Source organism: Micromonospora yasonensis, assembly GCF_026013475.1.
GTDB classification, from domain to species: domain Bacteria; phylum Actinomycetota; class Actinomycetes; order Mycobacteriales; family Micromonosporaceae; genus Micromonospora; species Micromonospora yasonensis.
This window is the reverse complement of sequence record NZ_JAPDPH010000209.1, coordinates 1-12,134: the sequence shown is the minus strand read 5'-3', so window position 1 is coordinate 12,134 and position 12,134 is coordinate 1. Positions and strand designations below refer to the sequence as shown.

Genomic DNA, 12,134 nt, shown 5'->3' with positions numbered 1-12,134 from the left:
ACCGGCCAGCCGTTGCGCCAGCTCCCCGCCCCAGCCGGCGAGCAACCGCTCGGACTGCCGGAACGGCAGCAGCGCGGCGGCCAGGTGGGTGAGGTGGTCCTCCAGCACCGTGCCGCCGACGGCGGGACCGGGCGCCGCCATCAGGCGACCACCCGGGTGGGCCGACGGACGGTCGACACCTCGGCGTACAGCGCCGCCAGCCGCTCCGCCGTGCTCGACCAGGAGTAGCGGGTGCGAGCCCGCTCCAGCGCCGCCGTGGCGTACGCGAAACGCCGGATCCGGTCGCCGAACAGCCCCCGGATCGCCGCGCCGAGCGCCGCCGGGTCCCGGGCCGGCACCAGGTCACCGGTGCGTCCCGCCACCACGGTGTCGATCAGGCCGCCGACCGCGGTCCCGATCACCGGCACCCCGCACGCCATCGCCTCCAGCGGGGTGAGCCCGAACGGCTCGTACCAGGGGGCGGCCACCAGCACGTCCGCCGACCGGTACCAGCGGCCCATCTCCTCGCGCGGCACCGCGCCGATCAGCTTGACCCGGTCGGCGACGCCGCACGACTCGGCGAGGGCCCGCAGCCGCAGCGCGTACGGGTCGGTCTCCAGCAGTCCGGCCGGCGGGCCGCCCACCATCACGCACTCCGCGTCGGGCACCAGTGCGGTGGCCCGGATGACGTCCTGGAAGCCCTTGCGTTCCACCAGCCGACCGACGGTGAGGATGCGGGGCCGGTCGGCGTCCCGCTCGGCGACCGGGCCGAGCGGGGCGAAGGTGAACAGGTTCACCCCGGACGGGACCACGGTCATCCGGGACCGGGGCACCCCCATCCGGACCAGCTCGGCGACCTCGTCCTGGCACTGGGCGACCACCCGGTCGACCGAGCGGCCCAGCTCCCGCTCGTGGGCCAGCCGGCCGGGCGGGCTGGTGTCCTGCGCGCCCTGGTGGCGCCGTTTCACCGTGCCGAGCGCGTGGTACGTCTGCACCACCGGCACCCCGGTGCGTCGCCCGGCCGCGAGGGCGGCGAGACCGCTCATCCAGAAGTGCGCGTGCACCACGTCGGGCTGCCATTCGCCGGTGCGCCACCGCTCGGCCAGCCACTCCCCGAACGCCGGCATGTACGGCAGCAGGTCGTCCTTGGCCACCGGCTCGGCCGGTCCGGCGGGCACGTGCACCACGTCGTACCCGTCGGGAGTGCGGACCGTCACGGGCAGGTCCACGGCGTCGAGCCGGGTGTAGACCCGCACCTCGTGGCCGGCGGCGGCGAGCGCGGCGGAGAGCTCCGCGACATGCGTGTTCTGGCCACCGGCGTCCTCCCCGCCGAGGATGGCGAGCGGGCTGGCGTGCTCCGAGATCATCGCGATGCGCATACTTCCTCCTCCAGCAGCCGGTCCCAGTCGGCGAGGAAACGCTCCAGGCCGTAGCGGTTCCGGGCGGCGGCCCGGGCCTCGGCGCCCGCCCGACGGGCGGCCGACGGGTCGTCGACGAGGACCCGGGCCGCCTCCAGCAGCGCGTCGACCCGGGTGGAGAGGGCGCCGGCCGACGGTGGCACCGCCTCCACCGCCTCGGTGGTGGCCAGGGCGATCACGGGCATGCCGATGGTCATCGCCTCGATCAGGCTCAGCCCGAGGGAGGTCCAGCGGCACAGGTGCAGGTACGCCCGCCGGCGGGCGAGTTCGGCGTGCAGGGCGTGCTGCGGCACGTCGTCGTGGCTGGTGAGCCGCTCCGGGGGCAGGCCCAGGTGGTCGGCGAGGCCGGCCACCTTCATGCCGTAGACGTCCAGCGGGGCGATGTCGGCGAACCGGGCCAGCAGGTCGGTGCCGGTGACCCGCCAGCGGCGTACCGGCTCGTTGATGACCACGGCGAGCCGGTCCAGCTCGCCGGTCCACTCGACGGCCGGGGCCACCACCCCGTGCTCGACGACGGTGGTGCGGGTGGCGCCGTTGTCCCAGAACAGCTCGTTGAAGTGGGTGACGTGGGTGAGCAGCAGGTCGTCCCGGTCGGCCATCGGGTGGCGGGTGTTCGGCACGTCTCCCTTCGGGGTGTTGTGCTCGACATAGATCGCCGGTACGTCGCGGCCCACCCGGCGGCCCAGCCACTCGCCGGCCAGGTCGACCTCCTCGGGGCGCTGGAGCAGCACCACGTCCACCTCGGCGCGGCGCAGTTCCTGCGGGGTCACCTCGACGGCGGTGTCCGGCCACGGGTAGGTCCGCGCCCGGCCCAGCCCGTACGGGCCCCGGTCCGGGGTGACCGGCACCAGGTAGCGGTGCTTGCCGTGCACGAACGACGTCGTCCAAGAGCCGTGCACGTGCCAGACCAGGACGTTCATCGCGCCACCCCACCCGGCACCGGGACCGCCCCGACGACCGGCTCCGGCGCGTCGGCGGGTACGCCGAGCAGGCGCAGCGCCTCCAGCACCCGTCCCGGTTCCAGGTCGGTCAGGCAGGGGTGGCCGGGCACCGGGCAGCGGGTGGCCCGGGTGTCCCGACAGGCCGCCCCGGCGTCCCCGAGGCGCACGGTCGGCACCCGGTACGGTCCCCACTGCCCGAACGGGACGGTCGGGGCGAAGAGGCTGACCACCGGTACGCCCAACGCGGCGGCCAGGTGCGCCGGACCGGTGTTGCCGACCACCAGCGCGCCCGCCCGGGCCACCACCGCGGCCAGTTCGCCGAGCCCGGTGCGCCCGCCCAGGTTCAGCCCGCCGGCCGCGGCGACCCGGGCGGTCAGCTCCCGCTCGTCGGGGCCACCGGTGACCACCACCCGGTAGCCGGCGGCGGCGAGCACCCGGGCGATCCGGGTGGCCAGCTCCGGCGGGCAGGCCCGGGTCTCCACCGAGGAGCCGGGGTGCAGCACGACGTAGCCCGGCGCGCCGAGCACGGCGGGCGCCGGGGGCAGCCGGTCCAGCCGGAGCCGCAGTCCGGGCTCGTCGTCGGCGGGCAGCGCGAAGCCGGCCGCGGCGGCGAGGGAGAGGGCGCGTTCGGGTTCGGGTACGCCGGCGGGGACGCGGTGTCGTACGTCGAGCAGGGAGCCGGGGTAGTCGTCGCTGATGGCGCTGATCCGGTTGATGCCGGCCATGCGGGCCAGCAGGGCCAGGGGTAGGGGGGACTGGTGGAAGGAGGTGAAGATGACGGCCTCGTCGGCGTCGGTGGCGGTGAGTCGGGCGACGAGGTCGTGCATGGCGGCCGGGTCGACGGGCGGGGCGGGGGCGTCGATCCAGGGCAGTGGCCAGTCGATGATCTCGTCGATGCCGGGCAGCAGTTCGGCCGCCGCCCGGCCGCGTGGCCCGCAGAGCAGCACGACCCGGTCCGCGCCGGCCGCCACCGCCCGGATGCCGGGGCCGGTGACCAGTACGTCCCCGGCGGCGTCGCTGCGCACCACCAGGACGGTGCCTCGCCGGGGCGGCGACGCGGGCGCGGCGACCAGCCGCATCCGGCGCAGGATCTCGGTCGCCGCGTCCGGCAGGTCCGCCGCGACGGTCGGCGCGGCGGCCACCTCCGCCGAGCGGGTGGCCGGGGTGGGCACCAGGATGCCGGCGGCGCCGGACGCCGCGGCGGCCGCCATGTCCGCGCCGATGTCCCCGACCATCACGCACCGGGCTGCGGTGGTCCCGAGCGCCCGCGCGGCCGCGTGCAGCATCCCCGGCGCGGGCTTGCGGCAGGCGCAGCCGTCCGGTTCCCCGTGCGGGCAGATCTGCCAGGTGTCGAACGGCCCGAGCAGCTCCTCCACCCGGGCGTTGACCCGGCGCAGATCCTCGGCCGTGAACCACCCCCGGGCCAGGCCCGACTGGTTGCTCACCACCGCCAGGCGCAGGCCCGCCGCGCGCAGCCGGTCCAGCGCCTCCCGCGCGCCCGGCACCGGCCGGACCTTCTCCGGGTCGCCGTTGTACGGCACGTCCTCGATGAGCGTGCCGTCCCGGTCCAGCAGGACCGCGTCGTACAGGCCGCGCGGGCACCGGCCAACACCCGGGTCAACCCCGGCTGACCTGCACTGATCCCGCTCGTGGTCCCGTCGCACGGGCGGCGGGTTCCCGACCCCCCGAGGAGTAAACATCAACTTCGACGGAGCGGCCTCCGCCGGTGCTCGCCGGACGACCCGTACCGCACCCACCGGCCCGGTCCGGCGATACCCGCCGCTCCCGAGAAGCTAACCCGGGCGGGCCGTTAACGGCGGATCGGGCCGGGGTAGGTCACATCAGTGGCGATTGTGGAGAAAGTGATCGACGCGCCCCCGGAGCGGGTCTTCGACGTCCTCGCCGACGGGTGGACCTACAGCGACTGGGTGGTGGGCACCGCGCACGTACGCGACGTGGACGCCACCTGGCCGCGGGCGGGCAGCCGGCTGCACCACCGGGCCGGGCCGTGGCCGCTCTCGCTGCAGGACACCTCCACGGTGCTGGCCTGCGAGGCACCGCACCGGCTGGTGCTCCGGGCCGGGATCTGGCCGGCGGGCGAGGCGAAGGTGGCCTTCACCCTGGACCCGCTGCCCGGCGACCGCACCCGGGTCATCATCGGCGAGGAGTTCGTGGCCGGCCCGCTGCACTGGATCCGGAACAAACTCAACGACCTGGTGCTGCACCAGCGCAACCGGGAGACGTTGAACCGGCTCTCCGACATCGCCACCCGGCGGAAGGCGGCGCGCTGACCTCCGCGACGCTCCGGACGGGCGTCTGTGCGGAGCGCACCGGGCGGACTGGCTACCCTCTCAGGTGAACCTGTCGGCCGACCGAGGAAGTCCGTGATGATCGAACCCGTGCAGTTGCCCGCCCCGTGGCGCGACGCACGCCTGACCGTCGTCGTTCCCACCTACAACGAGGCGGCCAACCTCCCGGTGCTGGTCGAGCGGCTTCTCGGCCTGCCGCTGCCGGGTCTGAAGGTGCTCGTGGCGGACGACAACTCGCCGGACGGGACCGGCGAGGTCGCCGACAAGCTGGCCATCGAGCACCCGGAGCGGGTGACGGTGGTGCATCGCCCCGGCAAGGAGGGCCTCGGCCGGGCGTACGTGGACGGGATCGGCCGGGCGCTGGAGGACGGCGCCGACTTCGTCGCGCAGATGGACGCCGACCTGTCGCACCCGCCGGAGGCGCTGCCCGGCATGCTCGGCGCACTGCTCTCCACCCAGGCCGGCGTGGTCATCGGCTCCCGGTACGTGCCGGGCGGCGAGCTCGACGAGAACTGGCCGCTGTACCGGCGTGCCCTGAGCGGCTGGGCCAACCTCTACGTGCACACCCTGCTCCAGGTGCGGATCCGTGACCTGACCGCCGGCTTCAAGATCTGGCGGGCGGACGCGCTGCGCGACATCGGCCTGGACCGGGTGCAGTCGAACGGCTACAGCTTCCAGGTGGAGATGCACTATCTGGCGACCAAGCTGGGCCACACGATCCTGGAGGTGCCGATCCGCTTCGAGGAGCGGCGCGACGGCATCTCGAAGATGACCACCGCCACCAAGATCGAGAGCGCCCTGATGCCGTTCAAGCTGCGCGTGAAGCACCGCAAGCTGGACCGCTGACGCCACTCGCGCAACGGGCCCGTCCGGGTTGTCACCGACAGCGACAGCCCGGACGGGGCAAGCCGGCCCGGCGCCCGGGCTCAGCGGTACACCGCCCGGTGCGCCACGTCGATGAGGCCCGCGTACAGGCCGCCGGTGAGCACGCGGTCCCGGGCCAGGGCGGCCCGGGCGGCGTTCGCGCCGGGCGCGCCGTGCACCCCGCCGCCGGGATGCGCCGACGAACTGGCCAGGAAGAGCCGGTCCACCGGGGTGTCCGCCCGGCCGAGCCCGGGAATCGGCCGCAGGAACAGCTGCTGGTAGGCGGCCGCGGTGCCACCGTTGAGCGCCCCGCCGACCAGGCTCGGGTCGCCGTCCTCCAACTCGGCCGGGCCGGCGACGTGCCGCCCGACGATCAGCGAGCGGAACCCCGGGGCGGCCTTTTCCAGCACCTCCTCCATCCGCGCCACGTGGGCGGTGACCTCCTCGGCCCGCCAGTGCCGCCGGAACGGCAGGTGGGTGTACGACCAGAGCGACTCGGTGCCCGGCGGCGAGTGGCTCGGGTCGGCCACCGACATCTGCCCCACCAGCAGGAACGGGTCCTGCGGCACCTCGCCCCGGGCCAGCTCCGCCGAGTACGTGGTCAGCCCGTTCAGGTCCGCGCCCAGGTGCACGGTGCCCGCGCCGGCCACCGCCCGGTTCTGCCACGGCACCGGCGCCGACAGCGCCCAGTCGACCTTGACCGTGGAGCCGTCCCACCTGAAGTGGGCCAGGTCCTCGACCAGCCGGGGCGGCAGCGCCGCCGCGCCGACCAGGTCCAGGTAGAGCGCGGGGGCGGGGACGTCCGCGAGGACCGCCCGGCGGGCCCGCCAGGTGGCGCCGCCGACGGTGCGGACGCCCATCGCCCGCCCCCGGGCGGTGAGCACCCGGTCGACCCGGGTGCCGTAGTCGATCCGGCCGCCCCGTTCGACCAGCCGGGCCACCAGCGCGTCGGTGATCTTCTGGGCGCCACCGACCGGCACCGGCCAGCCGACCTGCTGGCCGAGCATGACAAGCAGCCAGCCGTACACCCCGGAGCCGGCCTCCTCGGGCGACAGGTCGGTGTGCAGCGCGCAGCCGGCCAGCAGCGCCGGCCCGCCGTCGCCGGCGAAGAGTTCCTCGCCGAGCCTACGGACCGGGAGCACGAGCCGGCGGGCCAGCCGCAGCGCCCCGGACACCCGGAGCCGGCGCAGCAGCCCGAGGCCGCCCCTGACCGGCGGGAAGGGCGTGGTGATGGTCTCGAGCATCGGCTCGGCCACCTGGCGCCAGTCGGCGTACGCCTGCCGCCAGCGCTCCCCGTCGCCGGGCGCGAAGGCCTCCAGCGACGCGGCGGTGGCGGAGAGATCCCGGTTGACCACCGCCGCGCGCCCGTCGGGGAGCAGGTGGGCCAGCACGTCCGGGGCGTGCGTCCAGCGCAGCCCGTACCGGCCGAGGTCCAGCCCGCGCAGCACGGGGGAGGCGTACCCGAGGGGGTAGAAGGAGCTGTAGAGGTCGCTCAGGTAGCCGGGTGCGGTCACCGCGGCGGAGCGGACCGCCCCGCCGGGAGCCTGGGTGGCCTCCAGCACCAGGACGTCCCAGCCCGCGTCGGCCAGCAGGTTCGCGGCGACGAGGCCGTTGTGCCCGGCCCCGATGACGACGGCGTCCGCGCTCGACGTGCCGGTCGAAGTCATCCGGCCCGCCTACCCGGCCGCTCACCGGACGAAACGCGTTTGCCTGGCCCGGACCGGGGCACTCCCCGACGCATGTACACGGTTGCGCAGCTCATAGGTGGAGTGTGGGGCGCGGGTGGCGAGGGAGGCGAATTGGTCGTACCCGATCCGGCGGACGGCTCCCCGGTGACCACCGTGCCGGTGGCGACGGCGGACGAGGTGGCGAAGGCGGTCGAGGCCGCCCGGGGCGCGGCGGCGGAGTGGGCGGCGACCGCCCCGGCGGAGCGGGCGGCGGCGCTGCACCAGGCGGCGGACGCGGTGGCCGCCGCGGCCGAGGAGCTGGCGCAGGCCACCACGGCGGAGATGGGCAAGCCGCTGGACGACGCCCGGGGCGGCGTGGCGGCCGGCATCGGCACCCTGCGGCAGTACGCGGAGCTGGCCCCGGTCCGGGGTGGCCGGACCCTGCACGGCGACCGCGCCTCGATGGACTTCATGGCGCCCGAGCCGCGCGGCGTGGTCGCCGCGATCACCCCCTGGAACGATCCGGTGGCGGTCTCCTGCGGGCTGCTCGGCGCCGCCCTGGTCACCGGCAACGTGGTGCTCTACAAGCCGAGCGAGCGCACCCCGGCGACCGGCTGGCTGCTGGCGAAGGCCCTGGACTCGGCCCTGCCGGCCGGGGTGCTGTCGCTGCTCACCGGCGGGGCGGAGGTCGGCGCGGCGCTGGCCGGTCAGGAGGTGGACGTGGTGGCGCACGTCGGCTCCACCGCCACCGGCCGGGCGATCGCCGCCGCCGGCGCGCGCACCGGGGCGAAGGTGCTGCTGGAGAACGGCGGCAGCGACCCCCTCGTGGTCGACGCCGACGTCGATCCGGTCTGGGCGGCCGAGCAGGCCGCGGTCGGCTGCTTCGCCAACGCCGGGCAGATCTGCGTCGCGGTGGAGCGGATCTACGTGCACCGGGACATCGCCGAGGATTTCGTCGACGCGCTGGTCGAGCGCGCCGAGGCGCTCACCGTGGGACCCGGGCGGGACCCGAAGACCCAGCTCGGGCCGCTGGTCGACCGGCGGCACCGGGACCACGTGCACGGGCAGGTCACCGCGGCGGTGGCCGAGGGCGCGCGGACCCGCACCGGCGGGGCGATCCCGGACGGGCCGGGCGCCTTCTACCCGGCCACCGTGGTCAGCGACTGCCGGCACGAGATGGCGCTGGTCCGCGAGGAGACGTTCGGGCCGGTCGCCCCGGTCGTCGTGGTCGACTCGTTCAGCGAGGGGCTGCGCTGCGCCGCCGACTCGCCGTACGGGCTGGCGGCCACGGTGCTGACCGGGTCGATGAGCCACGCCCAGCGGGCCTGGCGGGAGTTGCCGGTGGGCACCGTGAAGGTCAACGCGGTGTTCGGTGGCGCGCCGGGCGGTGCCGCGCAGCCGCGCCGCGGCAGCGGCCAGGGGTTCGGGTACGGCCCGGAGCTGCTGGACGAGTTCAGCGCGGTCAAGACGGTGCACATCGAGGCTCCGGGCGGCGGCCACTGGTGAGCCGGCAGCACGGGAGCCCGGGACCGGCGGTCCCGGGCTCCCGTGTCGTCACCGGCGGTCAGCGGCCGCCGCGCGCCTCGCGAGTCGCCTTGTCGTTCGCCTTCTGGATCGCCTTGACCAGTTCCGGCTTGGTCATCCGGGACCGGCCCGGGACGTCCAGCTTCTTGGCGACCTCCATCAGGTGCTCCTTGCGGGCGTTGGCGTCCACCCCGGCGGCGGTGGGGGCACGCCGTTCCGGGCCACCGCCGGCGGCCTGCCGGTCGCTCGGACCCTTGCGGCCCTTCGGTTCCCAGTGGTCGCCGACCTTCTCGAACTGGTTCTTGACCGCGGCGAACGCGGTGCGGTGCGCCCGCTCCCCCTCGCCGTACGTCTCCACCGCCGAGTCGTGCGTCTTCTCCCAGGTGCGCTGCGCCTTGTCCGGGGAGCGTCGCAGCGTGCTGGGCAGTACCTCGCGCCCGGGCATCTCGTCCTCCTCCGTCTCGATGCGTACCCAGAACCGTTCCCCCACGTCGCGAGGGCAAACCGGCACCCGGTTTGTCGATTTTCACCACGGGGTACCGCCGGGCCACGCGCGGGAGGTGCGGCCCGCCGGCGAAGGGAGCGGCCATGGCAACGACGACGGAGCCGACGCCGACCGGTCAGCGGCGGGCCCGCTTCCCCCGGCGGATGCGCCAGCTCAGCTGGGCGACCTGGCGCGGGGTGCTGGTGCGCAGCGGACGGAACTTCGTCAAGGACAACTGCGCGGACTGGGCCGCGGCGCTCACCTACTACGGCGTACTCGCGCTCTTTCCCGCCACCGTCGTGGTGGTCGCCCTGGTCGGGCTGGTCTCCGACGGCGAGCGGACGGTCGACACGGTGATCGACCTGGCCCGCGAGATCGGGGCCGGCTCGGTGGTCGGCAACGACGCCTTCGTCAGCGCGGTCCGGGGCGTGGTGACCCAGCACGGCCCGGCGAAGGCGCTGCTCAGCTTCGGTCTGCTCGGCGCGCTCTGGTCGGCGTCCGGGTTCATCGGCGCGTTCACCCGGGCCTCCAACGCCGTCTACGGGGTCGAGGAGGGCCGTCCCTTCTACCGGCTGCGTCCGCTGCAGATGGGGCTGGCCGCGGTGTCGCTGCTGCTGCTCGCCGTGGTGGCCACCGGGCTGATCGTCAGCGGTCCGGTCACCGACGCGGTGGGCAACCTGCTGCACGCCGGCGGGGTGGCCCGCGCGGTGTGGACGGTGGCGAAGTGGCCGCTGCTGGCCGTGGTGGCGATGACGCTGCTGTCGCTGCTGTTCTGGATCGCCCCGAACGTCCGGCAGCCCCGGTTCCGCTGGCTCACCCCGGGCGGCGCGCTGGCCCTGCTGGCCTGGGTGCTCGTCTCCTTCGGCTTCGGCCTCTACGTCGCCAACTTCGGCTCGTACGACGTCACGTACGGCAGCCTCGGCGCGGTCATCGCGTTCCTGGTCTGGCTCTACCTGTCCAACTGCGCCCTGATGCTGGGTGTGCAGGTCAACGCGGAACTCCAGCGCGGCCGGCGGATCCAGGCCGGCGACGACCCGGACGACCCGGCCCTGCCGCCGCGCGGATGAGTCGTGACCGGTCCGGGACGGTTCGTGGCCCGATGACCGGGCCGACGGGACGCCCCGGTTTACCGGCGGTCCCCTCGGGCATGTCTGTCGGCATGGAACGTGGCAACAGCAAGCACTCGCCGAGGGTCGACGACAACATGAGCCAGGATGTCAGCGGCCTGATCCAGGGGCCGGGGGCCGGGGGCTCGCGCGTCGAGGAGTCCCGCCAGCCGGAGCCGGCGGGCGAGGACCAGCCGGAGCCCAAGACGCTCACGGCCGGCGCGAGCCGCGGCGGCAACCCGCAGGGGATGAGCATGGACGACGTCGAGGGGCGCAGCCGCCTCGGCCGGTTCATCACGATGACCGCCCTGCCGGGGGACCGCGAGACGCTGGTCGCCAACGCACGGGAGAACCAGGCGCCGGCCGACATCGTCGACGCCCTGGAACGCCTGCCCGAGGGCACCCGATACCAGACGGTTTCCGAGGTGTGGGCCGCGCTCGGGCACAAGAACGAGACGACGCGCTGGTGAGCGGATCGGCCCACGATCCGCGGCGATGACACCGGCCGAACAGGAGGATCCCGACATGAGTGGCGTTATGGAACACGTGGACGTGTCCGTCCCGATCCGGACCGCCTATGACCAGTGGACCCAGTTCGAGGAGTTTCCGCACTTCATGGAGGGCGTCCAGGAAGTCCGGCAGGTCTCCGACACGATGACCCACTGGACGGTCGAGATCGCCGGCGTGAAGCGCGAGTTCGACGCCGAGATCACCGAGCAGTTGCCGGACGAGCGGGTGGCGTGGCGCTCCACCGGAGGCACCCAGCAGGCCGGCGTGGTGACCTTCCACCGCCTCGACCCGGGGCACACCCGGGTCACCCTGCAGATGGAGTTCGAACCGCACGGCGTGGTCGAGCAGGCCGGCGACAAGCTCGGCGTGGTGGACCGGCGGGCCAAGGGCGACCTGCAGCGGTTCAAGCAGTTCATCGAACGACGCGGTCAGGAGACCGGCGCCTGGCGCGGCTCGGTCGACCGGCCGACCCCCTGATCCGTCGCCCCGGACAGACAGCTCACGATGGCCGCCGGAGCACCGGCGGCCATCGCCGCGTCTTCCGGCGGCCGTTTGCGATCATCCAGCCCGGGTACCGCTGGGGAATGACCGACAACGACCGCCACGTGTGGCGCGACGAGGACCGTACTTCCCTGCACGAGCTGGACCGGGCGATCGCGCGGTCGACCCTCGACGGGCAGGCCGACGACGCCACCGGCAACGACGCCGGTGAGGAGGCCACGTTCGGCCACGGGCCCGAGGCGGTGGACCGGGGCGCCGGCCCGGAGGCCGAGCGCCGGGAGATGACCGACGCGGACCGGGCGTACCGGCCATCGACCACCGGACGGACCGGCCCGGACAACATGTGATCGGCGCCCGGGGCCGGGCCCGGTCGGCGCGGCCGGCAACTCCACTCGACCTCCGCCGAAACGACGACACGTAAGGTACGGACGGTCGAGAAAACGGACAGCCCATCCAGAATCGACCGAACGGCGGACGGCGGTGCCCCGGTGCCGCGTAAGACTTTCGGGATGCAACAGGGCACCGGCTTCCTCACCCCGCGTCAGCGCCGCCTGGCTTGGCTCGGCTTCCTGCTCGCCGCCGTTCAGGCGCCCGTCGCCGCCAAGCTCGTCTCCGACAGCTCCTGGCTGTTCAGCCTGGTGGTGGCGCTGATGGTCGCGACCGTCATCATCGCGGACGACGCGATGCGCCGCCGGCCGGCGGACGCCCGCTCCTCGGACTAGCCCCCGGCGTCGGGGCGCGCCTCGTGCCCCGGCCGCCCCGGGCTGCGGCGCTGTTCCTTCATCTCCGCCTCGTAGAGGTGCCGTCGGCCGCCGACCAGTTCCTCGCGGG

Annotated in this window: 13 protein-coding genes; 8 read left to right on the top strand and 5 right to left on the bottom strand. The window is 74.7% G+C overall.

Going from position 1 to position 12,134, the window contains the following annotated elements; translation table 11 throughout:
• Nucleotides 1–140 precede the first annotated feature (140 nt).
• From ONA70_RS29220 to ONA70_RS29210, 3 genes are read right to left on the bottom strand one after another with little or no spacing between them, the layout of a single operon-like run.
• A complete protein-coding gene (locus ONA70_RS29220) occupies nt 141–1,358 on the bottom strand; it encodes a glycosyltransferase (RefSeq protein WP_265009710.1) in 1,218 nt (405 codons plus the stop codon).
• A complete protein-coding gene (locus tag ONA70_RS29215) occupies nt 1,343–2,317 on the bottom strand; it encodes a glycosyltransferase (RefSeq protein WP_265009709.1) in 975 nt (324 codons plus the stop codon). The genes ONA70_RS29220 and ONA70_RS29215 overlap by 16 nt, the downstream gene beginning before the upstream one ends.
• Nucleotides 2,314–4,002: an HAD-IIIA family hydrolase gene (locus ONA70_RS29210; RefSeq protein ID WP_406601263.1), complete on the bottom strand. Its 1,689-nt coding sequence runs from the start codon at nt 4,000–4,002 to the stop codon at nt 2,314–2,316. The genes ONA70_RS29215 and ONA70_RS29210 overlap by 4 nt, the downstream gene beginning before the upstream one ends.
• A 180-nt stretch (nt 4,003–4,182) precedes the next feature.
• Here ONA70_RS29210 and ONA70_RS29205 point away from each other — a divergent pair, with 180 nt between their 5' ends.
• On the top strand, nt 4,183–4,629 hold the full coding sequence (locus ONA70_RS29205) for an SRPBCC family protein (RefSeq protein WP_265009708.1): 447 nt from the start codon (nt 4,183–4,185) through the stop codon (nt 4,627–4,629).
• Nucleotides 4,630–4,725: 96 nt separating this feature from the next.
• Nucleotides 4,726–5,493 (top strand): polyprenol monophosphomannose synthase, encoded by a 768-nt coding sequence (locus ONA70_RS29200; RefSeq protein ID WP_265009707.1) that lies wholly within the window; start codon nt 4,726–4,728, stop codon nt 5,491–5,493.
• 80 nt (nt 5,494–5,573) lie between these two features.
• Here the strand turns inward: ONA70_RS29200 and ONA70_RS29195 are convergent, their stop codons facing one another.
• Nucleotides 5,574–7,178: a phytoene desaturase family protein gene (locus ONA70_RS29195; protein WP_265009706.1), complete on the bottom strand. Its 1,605-nt coding sequence runs from the start codon at nt 7,176–7,178 to the stop codon at nt 5,574–5,576.
• Nucleotides 7,179–7,250: 72 nt separating this feature from the next.
• Here ONA70_RS29195 and ONA70_RS29190 point away from each other — a divergent pair, with 72 nt between their 5' ends.
• A complete protein-coding gene (locus ONA70_RS29190) occupies nt 7,251–8,684 on the top strand; it encodes an aldehyde dehydrogenase family protein (RefSeq protein WP_265009705.1) in 1,434 nt (477 codons plus the stop codon).
• Nucleotides 8,685–8,742: 58 nt separating this feature from the next.
• Here the strand turns inward: ONA70_RS29190 and ONA70_RS29185 are convergent, their stop codons facing one another.
• Nucleotides 8,743–9,147: a ChaB family protein gene (locus ONA70_RS29185; protein WP_265009711.1), complete on the bottom strand. Its 405-nt coding sequence runs from the start codon at nt 9,145–9,147 to the stop codon at nt 8,743–8,745.
• Nucleotides 9,148–9,290: 143 nt separating this feature from the next.
• On the opposite strand from ONA70_RS29185, the gene ONA70_RS29180 reads away from it, so the two are divergent.
• The 5 genes from ONA70_RS29180 (at nt 9,291) to ONA70_RS29160 (ending at nt 12,025) form a co-directional block, all read left to right on the top strand.
• A complete protein-coding gene (locus ONA70_RS29180) occupies nt 9,291–10,253 on the top strand; it encodes a YihY/virulence factor BrkB family protein (protein WP_265009704.1) in 963 nt (320 codons plus the stop codon).
• Between the two features lie 92 nt (nt 10,254–10,345).
• On the top strand, nt 10,346–10,762 hold the full coding sequence (locus tag ONA70_RS29175) for a DUF2795 domain-containing protein (protein WP_265009703.1): 417 nt from the start codon (nt 10,346–10,348) through the stop codon (nt 10,760–10,762).
• 55 nt (nt 10,763–10,817) lie between these two features.
• Nucleotides 10,818–11,279 carry an SRPBCC family protein gene (locus ONA70_RS29170; RefSeq protein WP_265009702.1) on the top strand — a complete coding sequence of 154 codons (462 nt, stop codon included), beginning with the start codon at nt 10,818–10,820 and terminating at the stop codon, nt 11,277–11,279.
• Nucleotides 11,280–11,386: 107 nt separating this feature from the next.
• A complete protein-coding gene (locus ONA70_RS29165; protein ID WP_265009701.1) occupies nt 11,387–11,650 on the top strand; it encodes a hypothetical protein in 264 nt (87 codons plus the stop codon).
• Nucleotides 11,651–11,812: 162 nt separating this feature from the next.
• Complete coding sequence (locus tag ONA70_RS29160; protein WP_265009700.1) at nt 11,813–12,025, top strand: hypothetical protein; 213 nt, start codon at nt 11,813–11,815, stop codon at nt 12,023–12,025.
• Nucleotides 12,026–12,134: the final 109 nt, after the last annotated feature.